Genomic DNA, 13,557 nt, shown 5'->3' with positions numbered 1-13,557 from the left:
GACGTGGAGGATCTGCGGGACCAGGTCACGGCGCTCCCGGCACGCTTCTCCGCGGCCACCGCGGTGCGCGACCCCGGAACACCCGGCCCGCCACGTGGTGGTCCGGACACCCCGGCCCGGTAGCCCGGGCGCAGGGGCCTCGTGTCGACCGGCCCCGGCTACAGTCGCCCGGTGGACGACGGGGCGCTGCGCACGGCCCTCGGCGCACGGGTGCGGGCGGCCCGGACCGCACGCGGTCTCTCCCTCGGGGTCCTCGCGGAGCGGGCCGGGATCGGCAAGGGGTCGCTGTCCGAGATCGAGAACGGCAGCCGCAACCCGACCCTGTCCACGCTGTACGCCCTCGCGGACACTCCTCCGTGCCGCTGTCCCGGCTGCTCGCCGAGCACCCCGGGGCCCGCCGGCTCGCCGGCCCCATCACCGTGCGCCTGCTGGAGACCACCGACGACCACGGCACCGTCGAGGTGTACGCGCTGGCACTCGTCCCGGGGGCGGTGCACGTGTCCCCCGGGCACGGTCCCGGGGTGGTGGAGCACCTGCTCGTCACCCGCGGTGCCGTCCGGGCCGGACGCAGCGGGCACGAGGCCGAGCTCGGCACCGGCGAGGCCACACGCTGGCCTGCGGACGGCGAGCACACCTACGCCGCCCTCGCCGGGGAGCCGGCCGCTGCCGTGCTCGTCATCCGCACCCCACCGACTCCATGATCATCAGTACCTGAGCGTCAGGCACCGCGTCCCACCAGGCGAGGATCCGGGTGCCGTACAAGGTCAGCCACGGTGACGGCTCCCCCGGCGGCACGTCGACCTCGAACCACATCTCGCCGGGATCGCGACGGCCCTGCACCCACCACCCGTCCCGGACGGCGCGCCGCACGCAGCACCGCGACGGCCTCCGCCAGGCGCGGGTCGGGCGCCGCGCCGTCGAGCTCCGCGGCGCGGCGGAAGTACTCGGTGCCACGCAGCACGTCGAGCCGCCAGCGCAGCGGGTACGCGAGCTCGGCGGGGTCCCGTTCGAGCGGCAGGCGGTCCCCGGTGGACAGCCGGTAGAGCAGGCGTCGGGACAGCAGGTACTCCTCACCGGAGCGGCGGGCGGCCCGGGTCCCGACGTCCCTCCGGTCGCCCGCTCGTGGGCCAGCAGCCCGTGCAGGGAGTTGAGCGTCGAGTGGACCGACGACCGGGTGGCACCGTCCACCCAGTCGCAGTTCCAACCGCCGTCGGGGAGCTGGTGCTCGGCGAACCAGGCGGCGAGCGCATCCATGTCGCGGCCGAGCCAGAGCCCGTTGGCGACGGTCCAGGCGTTGATGCAGGCGTCGACCTCGCCGTCCCAGTAGGGCAGGTCGTCGTACTCCCAGCGGCACGATTCGAGCTTCTCCGCGGTGCCCGCGAGCGCGCGGGGATCCAGGCCCCACTCCCGCAGGGCGTTCAGCGACCAGGTCGTCGCCGTCCACGGCTGGCCCTCCACCGTCGACGGCTCGGCCGGGAAGTACGCGCCGCCCGCCCAGGTGCCGTCGGGATCCTGACGGCGAGCAGCCGCGCGCCCATCCCCCGGTCGCGACCCGAGCACGGGTGGCCTCCCAGACCTCGGGAGGCGCACCCGCCAGGTCGCGCTCGACCTGCCAGCGCAGCGCCGGATCGGTGTCGAGCAGCCGGTCGAGCAGTGCTCGGTCCACGACAGCCCCGTCCATGGGCGGTCAGAGTGTCACTTCAGGAGGTTGCGCGCCATCACCATGCGCTGGATCTGGTTGGTGCCCTCGTAGATCTGCGTGATCTTCAGGCTGCGAGCTGTCGACCTACAGCCTTGCCGTCGATTGGCGGCCTGAGCTGCTTTGATTCGCTCGTCACCAGTCATCAGCCGTGATGAGCCGTCCACCTCTCACGGCCTGCAGACGGCCTGCGCAGAGTGAGGCACCAGTGATGTAACGGATTGCCTACCCAGCGCCGACCTACCAACGAAGGTCAACGTTACCCAACGCGGGAGCTCGAGTGCGTAGTGTGAAGCCAACCGACGCCAGTGTGCTTGTCGTCGCCGAGGGTGACACAGACGGCGCTCGGAACCACACCCGTGGCCACCTTTTTGAGATGTTCATCGGACGCCTCTTCAATGCGTTCGGCTATCAAGACCCTTCTTGGCGCGAACGTAACGTAACATCAAATGGGATTGAACTAGACCTTAAGGTCTCACATACGCTCTCGAATAAGCCGGCGATAATCGAGTGCAAGGCATACACGTCTGCCGTCAAAATTGGCCCTCTTACACAGTTCTACGGGAAGTTCTCAGCCCTGCGACGGCGCAGTCCAGAACTTCACGCATTTATGGTGGTGACGCCACGCTTGACCGCAGAGGCCAATGAGTTCTACGAGACAATCCGACTCGATGACCCCGACTTCCGGGTACTGGACGCTAACGACGTATACGAATCCCTAGTTGATCGACAATCATCCATCCTTTTCACGATAACGATAGCTACACCGACCCGACAATAGTAGTGGCCGAGCATGGCGTCTATTCGGCCGCAATCGAGTTAGGTGAAGGCGCCCGCGCGGCTCGGGTCGTCCTCAGAGCCACAGGCTCTCTGAGCGTTCCCGAGTTAGTTCTTGACCTAGTTCGCGAAACCGAGTTTGCACGCCTAGACGTTTCCGATTGGCATGTCGCTTCGACATCAGACCTGAAGCGCACAATCGAGACTCCTCCAGATGCCGAGGATTTCATCGCCGTGGTCGCAGGAAGTACGAACAACTTTGAGTATCAACTGCCCGCTTCACCTAAGTTCTTCGTGGGGAGACGCGAGGCCATACGACAGGCGGGTGAGGCCTTCGCCAAGTCGGGAAGTGTCATCGTTCTCAACACAATCTGGCTGGGGAAAAAGCTCCTTGGCGCTAAGACTTAAGAAGATGACAGAAGATTCAGGAGGTGCCGCGCTTGTCGTAGACACAAGAACCGTCGCTACGACCCGGTTCGTCAGCAGTGTGCTACGAAAGTTTGGCGAGCAGGCCGCTATCGACGGCTACGTAGAGCTACCTTCGAAGCCGTCGTGGGCGTCGCTTACCAGTAGCCTGCGGACGCTATCCGACAGCACCTGGCTTAACCGCGGGCCATTGTTCCTAATGTTCGACCAGTTCGAAAACGTCTTCTGAGATGAGGCCCTCACCAGGCAATTCCGCGATCTCGCTCTCGGCGTACAAGAGCTAGACATTCCACTTACCGTTGGCTTCTCGTGGAAAACCGACTATGTTGGATGGACAGAAGGTTACCCGTATCAACTTCGTGATGAGATCCGCGGATCAGCGCACGTCATTACGCTCCCGACGTGGGGGCCACGAGACGTCGAGACGCTTCTCAGGAGACTAGAGAAGGAATCCGGTCAGCGACTAAGTCGCGAATTGCGTCAGCGCCTGCGCGAGTATTCGCAGGGCCTGCCCTGGCTGTTCAAGAAGCTCGCAGGACATCTCCTGCGAGAGATTGAGTCAGGCGTAACGCAGGAGCAACTATTGTCTGAAGCCCTAAATGTTCAAACCCTGTTCGAAGCCGACATGGCGGAGCTAAGCCCTCACGAACGCGAAGCCCTAAAGTATATCGCCCGCTTTGCTCCAGTCAATGTAACCGATGCAATGGATCGAGTTTCGGCAGATATCGTTCAGTCCCTAATCAATCGCCGCCTTATCGTGTCAGTTGGTGAACATCTAGATACCTATTGGGACATCTTCCGAGACTTCATCACAAGCGGTCGAGTACCAATTGAAGACTCCTACATCCTGCGACAGGCTCCCGTTTCAGTAGCCCGTCTCCTACGAGAGCTCGAAAAAGACGGGGGCGACAGCTACGTTGTTGAGGTCGCCGAACGATTCGGGACAAGCGAGAATGCAGTCTGGAATCTCGTACGAGAACTTCGCCTGATGGGCATTAGCTCCTACGAGCCCAACCGGGTGAGCTTCGTCGATAGCGTCCGAAACGCAAGCAACCGCGACTCAGCCATTCGGACGCTGGTCGGCCAAGCACTTCGGCGGCACCGCGCTTACACTACTTTCCTAGAGGCAGCTGAGCGCTCCGGCGGGCGACTCACATTTGAAGCCTTCGCCAGGAAACTTCAGGATGTATTCCCAGCGGTCGCTGTTTCTCGCGACACGTGGGTATCCTACGCGCGCGTGTTCACTTATTGGTTCGAGGTTTGGCGGCCTGGCTGTAATTGAAGGCAAGTCGGCAAAAGTGCCCACTGATGGCCATGTGGCGCAAACTGAGCTTCTGAACCGTGTCAGCAAAATGAAGACACGTGGCTCGTTCCCAACCAGCAGCCCAGGACCTGGCGTAGCGCTCCTGAAGGCGCTTAAAGAAGCGCCTAGGCCCGTCACTCAGCTATCTAAGAGAGAATTGGTATCGCTGCGTGACCTACTCCGGCTCGGTGCGATAACCGAGGGACTTGATGGACTCCTTGAAGTGTCGCGCCCTGAGCTGATCGAGAACGGCAAGATTCATGAAGAGGCACTCCAGAACCTTCTTCGGCAAATGCCTGGCGGTGACGCAGCATGGATACATCTGGCAGACGACCCTGCGGCGACACCCCAATTGATCGGCGAACACATAAAGAAGGCGCTTGGCGCCGCGTGGTCGAGAGCAACGACCATCTCGGTTGGTAAACACTTTCGCGGCTGGGTCAGGTTTGCAGGTTTGGTGACGTCGACACGGCGTAAGCCTCAGGCGATTAACCCTGACCGAGAGGGACTCTTCTAGCGGAAACGCAACGCCTTCTCGCATAGTCCTGTCATCCCGCTGTCCTGGCCAGCACTTTGCGGGAGCGTGCGGTGTCAACCCGGAACCCTCGATCCCGCAAGTTGACCACTACACAACAGATGGCGGCGCAGGGGGCAACCACCGGCGGGATCGAGGCGCGCGGAGCGCGGGTTGACGCCGTTCGTGCCCGTGAAGACGATTGCGGCCAGCGGGGACGACCACTCACACCGTCTCATTCCCACCCTGCCGGCGCGTAGCCGGCGGCCCCGAGGTCCGCTCCGCCCGGAGGCCGTCAGGCCGGAGGTCGCGGAGCGGTTGCCGTCCGGCCGAGTCCGGCCCCGCGCCCCGGTGGGGCGCGGCTTGAAGACGTATAGAAAGTTCTCACCACCCGCACACCGCACCCGCCCGACCAGGCCGAACCCGCCCCGCGCTCCCGCGCCGAGTCTCAGCTGATGCTTGACACCAACGCTGCCTGAGACCGGCTCAACCGGTAGCGTGTCGAGAGTCAGCAAGGACTCCTGCACGCTCTAGAATTGGTGTCAGTGGAATCGTCAGAATCGCCACCGCGCACGACCAAGCGTGGTGAGCGCACGGTCTATGACAGCGAATGGCTCCAAGTGAGCCTCGCTGATATCGAGCCGCCCGACGGACGACGATTCGAGCACCACGTCGTGCACATGAAGCCTGTCTCCATCGCCGTCCTCGTCGATGACTCGGACCGTGCCCTGATGCTGCACCGGCACCGTTGGGTCACCGACGAGATCGGGTACGAGTTCCTGGGTGGCCTGATCGAGCCCGGTGAGGACCCGGCCGACACTGCACGCGCGAGGCCGAGGAGGAGGGCGGTTGGCGTCCCACCGGCCCCCCGCAGCACCTCGCCTCGTTCCAGCCGCTGCCCGGGATGGTCGACTCCCCCACCCACCTTTACCTGTGGCGCACCTTCGACCACATCGGAGAACCGTCCGACCTGGAAGAAGCCGGCCTCCTGGAGTGGGTCCCGCTGACCGAGCTGCCCGCTCTCGTGGCAGGGAACCGGCTCCTCGGTGCAGGCACGTTGATCGCCGCACTCCAGCTCCTCGCCCGGCAGGCCGGGGTGGAGTTCACGCCAGGAGCCGAGTGACCCGGTCGATCCTGCGGAGCTGCCGGATCGAGCCCGTCCGCCGCGCCAGGTCCCGCGCCACCCGTGCGTGCTCCAGGGACGACACCCGCTCTCCCCGCACCGCGTAGGACTGCGCAACGTCGCAGTGCAGGGACGCAGTCGCCCGCACCGACATCCCCGGCGTCCTCCCCAGCGCGCTCAACAGGCGTCCAGCGCCCCGGAGTCACCGAGACCGGCCAGGACGTTGCCCCGCCACCTCGCGAGCTGCCAGTCGTCGAGGGACACGTACGGGACAGCGCTGTTGTCCGGCTCCGCCGGCATCGCCTGCTCGGCCAGCCTCAGCGCCTCTCGGCAGCCCACCTGATCACCCGTCGCGGCCAGGGCCTCCGCCTCGGCTGCGTGCAGCCACGCCCCCAGCAACCCCGGCACCTTCGACCCTGCGGCTGACCTCGCCGCCTGCACGAGCTGCAGAGCAAGCTCCGGACGCTCGACGTCGAGCAGGTCGTAGGCCTGTTCGCCCATCGCGTGCGAGAGCAGCGCAGGATCTCCGGACTCCCGGCCCGCGGTCTTGGCGAGATCGTGCGTCCACGCCCCGCTGGTGTCGCCGGAGTTGAGCACCTGCCAGCCGTGCAGCGCCGCGACATCGCCAGCACCCCGGCGAGCTGCTGCCGTTCGGCCTCGCTGATCACGTGGGACATCAGGTCACGCACCGTCGTGACCAGGGTGCCGGTCTGCTCGATCACCATCTGCGACCCGAGCTGCTGGTCGAGCCGACGCAGCCCGTCCACCTGCTGCTGGAGCCCGGACACGGTGACAACGTCGACGACCGCCGCCTGGTCCAGCATCAGTTCGAGCCCCTGGGCCGGGGCCACCGACAACGGCGCAGGCGCCGCATCCGGGAACCCGAGTTCATCGGCGGTCCGTCCGAACAGGTCGCAGAGAAGCTGCCGGTAGTGCCCGGGCTTGCGCTTGCCGCGCTCCCAGTCCGACACCATCTGCTTCAAGCTCGCCCGGCTGACGCTCAACGCCGCCCCGCGCGACTCGGCCAGACGCAACAGACGTCCCGCGAGCTGGTCCTGTGTCCAGCCCTGGGCCTCACGCGCTCCCCGCAGCGCTGAGCTCATCACCGGTCTCCCTCGTCTTCGGGTTCCGCGCTTCTCATTGTGCCTGGTCAACGCGGTAAACGGAACGGTAAACACGAAGCTGTTCACTATCGTGAATTTACGGCCCTACGTGCTCGCTGGTGTTCTTGTCTGGCACACCCCGTCCGGGGTGAGCGAACTGCCAAGTTGATCCCCAGAAGGAGCACAGCAGTCATGCAGTTGATTCTCGACACCAATGCCATGCGTTTCCAGGCGTCCGGCGGATTCGAGCCGCGTCTGGACAAGGACGGTGTCCACCGTCGGGACAAGAGCGGTGGCACGAACCACCCCCTGTGGGCCGTCAAGCTCGTGGCCTGGAGTGACGGCGACGCGGAGACGATCCTGGTCACGTGGCGGCCGACAACCCGCCCAAGGTCGATCAGGGTCAGTTCGTGTACGTGGACCGTCTGCAGGCGATGCCGTGGGTTCAGAACGGCAACTCGCGGGTGGCGTTCCGTGCCAAGTCCGTCCTTCCCGAGGGAAACACCGGCGCGTCCAAGTAGGCCGCGATTCCGGTCCCGATCTCTGCGGAAGGGATGAGTGAACGATGTCCGACAACAACGGCACCACGGTCACCGTGACTCCGATGGCGGAACGGCACGAGCCGTACCGCGCACCGGAAGCAAACATCTCGAAGGTGCACGACGCGATCTGCGGATCGCACTATTCCGTCGTGTTCGAGGCCGCTCACCAGGCCTCCAAGTTCGCCATCGAGGCGAACTCCTCGCAGGTCGACACGGCCACGAGGCTCGGGCACCTGGTCGACATGACCGAGTGCCTGGAGATCGCACTGACCCACGTCGGTCAGTGGAAGGCGGCGATGTCACACCGCCTGCACGTCGAGGACGAGCGCAACTCCGGCTCCGGCTTCTAGTACTGCAACGGCAGTTCGGCGTGTGGTGAGAGGCTGACGGCCGTTCGGCGGTGATGATCACCGCGTGGTTGATCTTGCCGGTGGGTGGCCTCGTTGGACGCGGTGGTGGAGCTGATCTCTGGCCGTTTCCGCAGGGTCGAGCCGCGCCGGCGGGTCGGAACCTACCTGCGAGGCCTGCTCGCGGGGCTCGAGCGGAAGAACGGCTGGACCCTCGCCGAACACGCCGGGGCGATGTCGCCGGACGGGATGCAGCGGCTGCTGCGCACCGCGGACTGGGACGTCGACGGGGTCCGCGACGACCTGCGCGGCTACGTCCTGCAACATCTCACCGACACCGCGTCGGGGGTGTTCATCGTGGACGAGACCGGGTTCATCAAGAAGGGCCTGTGTTCGGCCGGGGTGCAGCGCCAGTACACCGGCACCAGCGGGAAGATCGACAACTGTCAGCTCGGTGTGTTCCTGGCCTACGCCTCGAAGCGGGGGCGGGCGTTGATCGACCGGGAGCTCTACCTGCCGACCTCGTGGACCGAGGACCGCGAACGCTGCGAGCGCGCGGATGTCCCCGATGACGTCGAGTTCGCCACGAAACCGCAGCTGGGGACGGCGATGCTGGCCCGCACGTACGCCGCTGGGGCACTCACGTCCGGGTCGTGGGTGACCGCGGACGAGGTCTACGGGCAGAACCCGGGCTTTCGCGACTGGCTCACCGAGCGGGAGATCCCGTTCGTGTTGGCCACCCGCAATGACGACATGCTCACCAGCCCGGACGGGAATCGTCGCCCGGCCAAGGCCCTGGCCACGATCGCCGGGGCGCGTGATCTCGACACCGGGCACGACGGGTGGGAGCGCCGCGCGATCGGGCCGGGCGCGCACGGGATGCGGGTCTATGACTGGACCGCGGTTGCGCTGGCCATCGACGGCCTCCCGGCGGGTTGGGGGCACTGGCTGCTGGTGCGCCGCCAGACCGAGCCCGCAGAGGGCAAGACCATCCGTGAGCTGGCGTTCTACCGCTGCGCCGCCCCGGCGAACACGCCGCTGCGCGACCTCGTTCGAGTCGCCGGGGCGCGGTGGGCGATTGAGGAATGCTTCCAGACCGCGAAGAACGAGGCCGGCCTCGACCACTACCAAGTCCGCTCCTACCGAGCCTGGCACGCCCACATCACCCTGGCCATGCTCACCGCGGCCTACCTCGCCGTCACCCGCGCCGCCGAACACGCACGCGAGGCCGAAAAGGGGGATCCTCAGCCAGCCGGCGCGCATTGATTCAGCTGTCGGGCAACGAGATCCGCCGTCTCCTCGCCGCGCTCGCCTTCACCCCGCTCACCTGCATCGACCACGTCATGCACTGGTCGACCTGGCGCCGTGAACGCCAACAACAGGCCCGCGACTGCCACTACCGCCGACGCGGCGAACGACCCCCGAGCTGATCAACTGCCGTTGCAGTACTAGCCCGCCCCAGTCCCCACCGACGACCCGCTCGTAACCGGTGCGCCACGCCTCGATCGGCGACCGCACCAGCGCCCCGGCCAGCACGCACACCAGCCACACCAGCACCAGGTTCCGGATGCGGGAGGCGGGCCAGCCCATCCACCACACCCACCACATCACCAGCCCGGCCACCACCAGGGCAGGCCCCGACAGCACCAGCACCGCCACCCCGAACCCGACCACGACGCCCCACAGTGGACCGTTCCCGATCTTGTAGACACCGGTCGTAGACTGCCGCTGATCGCAGCGGAGGGGATCGCGTGGCGACACGCCGCCATTTCACCCAGGAGTATAAGGACCAGGCCGTCAGTCTTGTCCTCGATTCCGGCCGAACAATCGCCGAGGTAGCGAAGAGTATCGGCGTCCACGAGATGACGTTAGGCAAGTGGGTGAAGAAAGCACGCGAATCCGGGCAGGTCCCGGACACGGACCTGTCCGAACCGGAGCGGGCCGAGCTGGAACGGCTCCGCAAGGAGAACACGACCCTGCGAATGGAGCGGGACTTCGCAAAAAAAGTAGCGACCTGGTTCGCGAAAGAACAGCCGTGAAATACGCGGCGATCGCGGACTGGGCAACCGAGGGCGAGTATCCGGTCACGTTCATGTGCGCCCAGCTCGGCGTGGCCCGACAGGGCTACTACCGGTGGCTCAAGACCGGACCCAGCCAGCGGGAACGCACCGACGCCGAGCTCACCGACACGATCCGAGAGATCCACCACGACCTGCGCGGTGACCCCGGCGTGCGCCGGGTGTGGGCCGAGCTGGTCGCTCGCGGCCACCGGACCGCCCGCAAGCGGGTCTGGCGGCTCATGCGCGCCGCCGGCCTGCAAGGCCGCCACCCTCACACCTGGCGCAAGACGACCGTCGCAGGTCTACGCCCGATCGACGCCCCGGACCTGATCGGGCGTGACTTCACCGCCGAGGCTCCCGACACCCGCTGGTGCGGCGACATCACCTACATCCAGACGGTCGACGGCTGGGCCTACCTCGCCACCGTGATCGACCTGCACTCCCGCAAGGTCGTCGGCTACGCCGTGGCCGACCACCTGCGCACCAACCTGATCATCGAGGCCCTCGCCGCCGCCCTGCTCACCCGCCGCCCACCAGCCGGAGTGATCATGCACAGCGACCGCGGGACGCAATACACGAGCCGGGAGTTCACCGACTTCTGCGCCGCCACAATGTGGCCCGATCGATGGGCCGACGCGCCACCTGCTTCGACAACGCCGTCGCCGAGTCGTTCTTCGCCAGCTACAAGAAAGAACTCATCCACACCCGGCCATGGAACGACGTCACCGAGGTCCGACAGCAGACATTCGCGTGGATCGAGAGCTACTACAACCGTCGCAGACGGCACTCCACCCTCGGATACTTGACACCCACCGAATACGAGCTAGGATTCAGGAAAATAACCGACTTGGCAGCCTAAACCGGCGTCAAAGAAATCGGGAACACTCCAGACCGTCGGTCCGCCGACCTTGCCGGCGCCGGGCGGGCGCTGACGGTTCTCCAGCTTCGTCACGGTCGCCGCCATCGCCGAACCTCCCTCCTGATCGACCTACCGGATAACCTGCACGAGTCGCGCACCGGGCGGCAACACATTCACCCAGCTCGCCGATCCCTGTTGTTGATCAGTCTACCGCATAATGGTCCGTTATCCGGTAGGTTGGCGATGGTGGCGGATCTTGTCGGTACCTGCTGACGATCAACGTCCTCGCCCTACTGGAGCGAGAAACCGTGCCGCGACCAGCAGTGATCCGAGCTACGCGGCCGGGCCGCCGGGGAATAGTGCGCGGGGTTCCAGGTCCAGCCGGGTGGTCGGCGTCGCGTCGGGCGGGTCGAGGTCGAGCACTAGGTCGCCGAGCCGCCGGATCGTGTGCGTGATGTACGGGGTGATGGTGGCCAGGTCGTCGTGGTCGACCGGGTGGCCCTCGGCGGCCAGCGAGTTCGCCGCGTCTGTGATATCCAGGGCCGTCGAGTAGATGGCGCAGTTGGCCATCAGCTCGTTGAACTTGACCACCAGTTCCTGGTGGTCCGGATCGTTGTGGCCGATGAGCTGGCCGCCGACCATCAGCCATTCCGAGTAGCCGTGGAACGCCTCGGCTTTGTTGGTGATCGCGGTGATCTGCTCCCGCAGCTCGGGTTCGGACAGGTACCGCAACAGCGTCACCGTGCGGATAACCCTGCCCAGCTCCCGGAACGCCCGGTACAGCCGGTTCTTGCGGGAGTGATTGCCCAGCCGGCGCAGCAGCGTCACCGAGGACACCCGGCCTTCGCGGATGGAGATCGCGGTGCGCAGCAGTCGGTCCAGTGCTTCTCGATCAGCTCCCAGTCGATCGCGTTGTCGCCGAACAGCGCGTCAATGTGCTGGTAGCGGGTGCGCGGATCGGGCCGGTAGAAGATCAGGTCGTGCCAGTTCCTGATCCTGGGCAGAAGCTCGAAGCCCAGCAGCGTGGCCAGTCCGAATACCGACAGGGACTGGCCCTGGGTATTGGCGTGGATCGTGTCGGGCTGGATGTCGGAGTCGTTCTTGAGCAGCCCTTCGATGATGTAGACCGCCTCCCACACGCCACACGGGATGAAATGGGAGAACAAGGCGATGTAGGAGTCGGCGACGTGACGCATGGCGATGCCGCCGTAACCTCCGTAGCGGATGTGCGACTCGGCCAGCAGGTTGTTCTCCCAGGTGTCGACCTGCGAGCCGTCGACGGCGACCACCTGGCCGTCGCCCCAGATCCCGGCCACGTCCAGCTTCGCGAACTCGTTGATCACATCGGTGGAGCCTCGGTAGACCTTGGTGGGGTCGGAGTGCTTGTTGCCGGCCGTGTAGATCTCGTGCACGGAGACCTTGCCGCGCATGTGCCGGGCGACCTCGGCCGGGCCCAGGTTGGTGCCGTAGGCGTAGGTCGTGGTGACGTAGCGGCCGAGCGTGTCGCGGATCTTCGGGTCCGACCCCGAGGCTGGCCCGAAGTGCCGGTGCCAGCCGGTCAGGTACGCGGTGCGGGTCAGGATGTCCAGCAGGCTGCGTTCGGGCAGCCGCTGGTGGATCGCCGCTTCCAGCGTGATCGCCGAGGGTCGCCGGTCGGCGCCCTTGCGGCGCTTGAGCACCGGCCGCTCGCCGTCCAGGACCAGGTCGGTGTTCGCCGGGAAACCGGCGTCCACTGTCGCGGCGGTGCGGGTCAGCTCGTGCCGGTAGTGCGCACCAGCGCGGCCGCGTCGATCGGGATACCGGCCTGAGCGCAGAAGTCCGCGGCCAGCAGCTGGCACTCGTCCCAGGTCATGAGCTGGGCGTGCAGGTTGGCGTAGGAGTCCGAGCCGGCGACCGCGATGTCCCCGGAGCGCAGCTCGGCGGCCAGGTAGGAGAACACGCAGACCTCCAGGTGTCGCCGCGCGAGCATCCCGGGTCGCTGCTTGTCGCGCAGCACCTTGTGCCAGGCGTCGCTGGCGAAGGCGTCCGCATCGACGCTGACCGTCGTCGGCGGTTGCCCATCCACCTCGACCGTGATGGTCTCCGGTATCCAGTCACTGCGCCGGTCGCGGACCGCGCGGATGAACTCGACCGCGTCCAGCACGCTGCGATCAGCGCTGGTGGCCTCCAGCTCGATCGCGTCGACCAGGGTGAACAGCACCGGCCGGTGCGAACGGTAGAACCGCTCCAGCAGCGGCAGGTAGTTGTTGCCGTGGTAGGCCGACACCGCCTCGGCCGCGGTGGCCAGTGCGTCGATCTCGCCGGCGTCGGCCAGAGTCTTGAGAACCAGGCGGCCAGTGCGTTCCTCCACGCCCTCGACCGGCTGGCCCGGCTCGCTGGGGTCGGCTGGCATGCTGGCTTCGCGGGCGCGGCCACGACGTCGCCGAGCACGCCGATGAGTCGTTAGGTCTCGGCGCGGTTAGCGGACTGGATCTCAGCCAGACGCTCGCGGCCCTTCTTGTGCAGCGCGGCGAGACGCTTGCAGAACATGGTCACCACCTCGTCGCGGGCCGAGGTGCGGCACTCGTGAACGAGGCTGATCAGCAGCGTCAGCCGCTTGTCGTCGTTGAGGACCTTCCGCATGTCGGCGGCGTCGGTCACCGCGCGCCTCGCCGGCGAAGTGCGCGACCTTGCCCGGTGGGATGCCGTCGAGCCACAGCTCGGTCGGACCGAGCGCGTCTAACGCGGCCAGGCGCGCCAGGCGGTCCTTGAACTTGCCCAGCGTCGCGGCGCCGGCGGAGTCCTTCAGCCGGTCGAACTCGCTG

Annotated in this window: 18 protein-coding genes and 3 pseudogenes; 13 read left to right on the top strand and 8 right to left on the bottom strand. The window is 66.2% G+C overall.

Annotated features, from left to right (window positions below):
- Positions 1 to 141: 141 nt before the first annotated feature.
- Together Ae717Ps2_RS40840 and Ae717Ps2_RS39810 are read left to right on the top strand one after the other, a co-directional pair.
- A pseudogene (locus Ae717Ps2_RS40840) lies at positions 142 to 291 on the top strand (hypothetical protein); the annotation flags it as partial.
- Positions 292 to 356: 65 nt separating this feature from the next.
- The gene (locus tag Ae717Ps2_RS39810; RefSeq protein ID WP_233147902.1) at positions 357 to 701 is read left to right on the top strand and encodes a hypothetical protein; all 345 of its coding nucleotides are present in this window, start codon (positions 357 to 359) and stop codon (positions 699 to 701) included.
- Here Ae717Ps2_RS39810 and Ae717Ps2_RS34690 read toward each other — a convergent pair.
- Both Ae717Ps2_RS34690 and Ae717Ps2_RS40000 read right to left on the bottom strand, forming a co-directional pair.
- On the bottom strand, positions 676 to 1,560 hold the full coding sequence (locus Ae717Ps2_RS34690; protein ID WP_369804903.1) for a squalene cyclase: 885 nt from the start codon (positions 1,558 to 1,560) through the stop codon (positions 676 to 678). The two genes, Ae717Ps2_RS39810 and Ae717Ps2_RS34690, sit on opposite strands and share 26 nt — an antisense overlap.
- 135 nt (positions 1,561 to 1,695) lie before the next feature.
- Positions 1,696 to 1,845, bottom strand: a complete 150-nt coding sequence (locus Ae717Ps2_RS40000) for an acyl-CoA dehydrogenase family protein (protein WP_249265207.1) — start codon at positions 1,843 to 1,845, stop codon at positions 1,696 to 1,698.
- Between the two features lie 134 nt (positions 1,846 to 1,979).
- On the opposite strand from Ae717Ps2_RS40000, the gene Ae717Ps2_RS40835 reads away from it, so the two are divergent.
- The 4 genes from Ae717Ps2_RS40835 to Ae717Ps2_RS40825 all read left to right on the top strand — a co-directional run bounded on the left by Ae717Ps2_RS40835 (position 1,980) and on the right by Ae717Ps2_RS40825 (position 5,842).
- The gene (locus Ae717Ps2_RS40835; protein ID WP_144276143.1) at positions 1,980 to 2,480 is read left to right on the top strand and encodes a restriction endonuclease; all 501 of its coding nucleotides are present in this window, start codon (positions 1,980 to 1,982) and stop codon (positions 2,478 to 2,480) included.
- 897 nt (positions 2,481 to 3,377) lie between these two features.
- On the top strand, positions 3,378 to 4,184 hold the full coding sequence (locus Ae717Ps2_RS37125; protein ID WP_144276142.1) for a hypothetical protein: 807 nt from the start codon (positions 3,378 to 3,380) through the stop codon (positions 4,182 to 4,184).
- A 1,215-nt stretch (positions 4,185 to 5,399) separates the two neighbouring features.
- Positions 5,400 to 5,726: an NUDIX hydrolase gene (locus Ae717Ps2_RS40830; protein ID WP_369804904.1), complete on the top strand. Its 327-nt coding sequence runs from the start codon at positions 5,400 to 5,402 to the stop codon at positions 5,724 to 5,726.
- Positions 5,624 to 5,842 (top strand): hypothetical protein, encoded by a 219-nt coding sequence (locus Ae717Ps2_RS40825; RefSeq protein WP_369804905.1) that lies wholly within the window; start codon positions 5,624 to 5,626, stop codon positions 5,840 to 5,842. Before Ae717Ps2_RS40830 ends, Ae717Ps2_RS40825 begins: the two co-directional genes overlap by 103 nt.
- 177 nt (positions 5,843 to 6,019) lie before the next feature.
- Here the strand turns inward: Ae717Ps2_RS40825 and Ae717Ps2_RS37120 are convergent, their stop codons facing one another.
- A complete protein-coding gene (locus Ae717Ps2_RS37120; RefSeq protein WP_144276141.1) occupies positions 6,020 to 6,439 on the bottom strand; it encodes a hypothetical protein in 420 nt (139 codons plus the stop codon).
- Between the two features lie 71 nt (positions 6,440 to 6,510).
- On the opposite strand from Ae717Ps2_RS37120, the gene Ae717Ps2_RS37115 reads away from it, so the two are divergent.
- The 4 genes from Ae717Ps2_RS37115 to Ae717Ps2_RS34660 all read left to right on the top strand — a co-directional run bounded on the left by Ae717Ps2_RS37115 (position 6,511) and on the right by Ae717Ps2_RS34660 (position 9,100).
- Positions 6,511 to 6,939, top strand: a complete 429-nt coding sequence (locus Ae717Ps2_RS37115) for a hypothetical protein (RefSeq protein WP_144276140.1) — start codon at positions 6,511 to 6,513, stop codon at positions 6,937 to 6,939.
- A 374-nt stretch (positions 6,940 to 7,313) separates the two neighbouring features.
- Positions 7,314 to 7,466: a hypothetical protein gene (locus Ae717Ps2_RS37960; protein ID WP_158071653.1), complete on the top strand. Its 153-nt coding sequence runs from the start codon at positions 7,314 to 7,316 to the stop codon at positions 7,464 to 7,466.
- A 44-nt stretch (positions 7,467 to 7,510) separates the two neighbouring features.
- Positions 7,511 to 7,837, top strand: a complete 327-nt coding sequence (locus Ae717Ps2_RS34665; RefSeq protein ID WP_075333860.1) for a hypothetical protein — start codon at positions 7,511 to 7,513, stop codon at positions 7,835 to 7,837.
- A gap of 84 nt (positions 7,838 to 7,921) precedes the next feature.
- On the top strand, positions 7,922 to 9,100 hold the full coding sequence (locus Ae717Ps2_RS34660) for an IS701 family transposase (RefSeq protein WP_075334983.1): 1,179 nt from the start codon (positions 7,922 to 7,924) through the stop codon (positions 9,098 to 9,100).
- A gap of 75 nt (positions 9,101 to 9,175) precedes the next feature.
- On the opposite strand, the gene Ae717Ps2_RS37955 is transcribed toward Ae717Ps2_RS34660, so the two are convergent.
- Positions 9,176 to 9,508 carry a hypothetical protein gene (locus tag Ae717Ps2_RS37955; protein ID WP_158071580.1) on the bottom strand — a complete coding sequence of 111 codons (333 nt, stop codon included), beginning with the start codon at positions 9,506 to 9,508 and terminating at the stop codon, positions 9,176 to 9,178.
- 77 nt (positions 9,509 to 9,585) lie between these two features.
- Here Ae717Ps2_RS37955 and Ae717Ps2_RS38675 point away from each other — a divergent pair, with 77 nt between their 5' ends.
- The 3 genes and pseudogenes from Ae717Ps2_RS38675 (at position 9,586) to Ae717Ps2_RS40820 (ending at position 10,753) form a co-directional block, all read left to right on the top strand.
- Positions 9,586 to 9,873, top strand: a complete 288-nt coding sequence (locus Ae717Ps2_RS38675; protein ID WP_075333031.1) for a transposase — start codon at positions 9,586 to 9,588, stop codon at positions 9,871 to 9,873.
- Positions 9,870 to 10,490: pseudogene (locus tag Ae717Ps2_RS34645) on the top strand (IS3 family transposase); the annotation flags it as partial. The gene Ae717Ps2_RS38675 and the pseudogene Ae717Ps2_RS34645, both read left to right, overlap by 4 nt.
- A gap of 29 nt (positions 10,491 to 10,519) precedes the next feature.
- Complete coding sequence (locus Ae717Ps2_RS40820; protein WP_369804902.1) at positions 10,520 to 10,753, top strand: integrase core domain-containing protein; 234 nt, start codon at positions 10,520 to 10,522, stop codon at positions 10,751 to 10,753.
- Here Ae717Ps2_RS40820 and Ae717Ps2_RS39805 read toward each other — a convergent pair.
- The 4 genes and pseudogenes from Ae717Ps2_RS39805 to Ae717Ps2_RS39790 form a co-directional block, all read right to left on the bottom strand.
- Positions 10,718 to 10,858, bottom strand: a complete 141-nt coding sequence (locus Ae717Ps2_RS39805) for a hypothetical protein (protein WP_233147901.1) — start codon at positions 10,856 to 10,858, stop codon at positions 10,718 to 10,720. The genes Ae717Ps2_RS40820 and Ae717Ps2_RS39805 overlap by 36 nt on opposite strands.
- A gap of 228 nt (positions 10,859 to 11,086) precedes the next feature.
- Positions 11,087 to 12,432 (bottom strand): annotated as a pseudogene (locus Ae717Ps2_RS39800) (transposase).
- A 71-nt stretch (positions 12,433 to 12,503) separates the two neighbouring features.
- Complete coding sequence (locus Ae717Ps2_RS39795) at positions 12,504 to 13,145, bottom strand: hypothetical protein (RefSeq protein WP_233147900.1); 642 nt, start codon at positions 13,143 to 13,145, stop codon at positions 12,504 to 12,506.
- Between the two features lie 50 nt (positions 13,146 to 13,195).
- On the bottom strand, positions 13,196 to 13,393 hold the full coding sequence (locus Ae717Ps2_RS39790; RefSeq protein WP_233147899.1) for a hypothetical protein: 198 nt from the start codon (positions 13,391 to 13,393) through the stop codon (positions 13,196 to 13,198).
- Between the last annotated feature and the right edge of the window lie 164 nt (positions 13,394 to 13,557).

It is taken from the genome of Pseudonocardia sp. Ae717_Ps2, assembly GCF_001932475.1.
Classification (GTDB): Bacteria; Actinomycetota; Actinomycetes; order Mycobacteriales; family Pseudonocardiaceae; genus Pseudonocardia.
The sequence above is the reverse complement of the archived record's forward strand: the minus strand, read 5'-3'. Positions and strand labels throughout refer to the sequence as shown.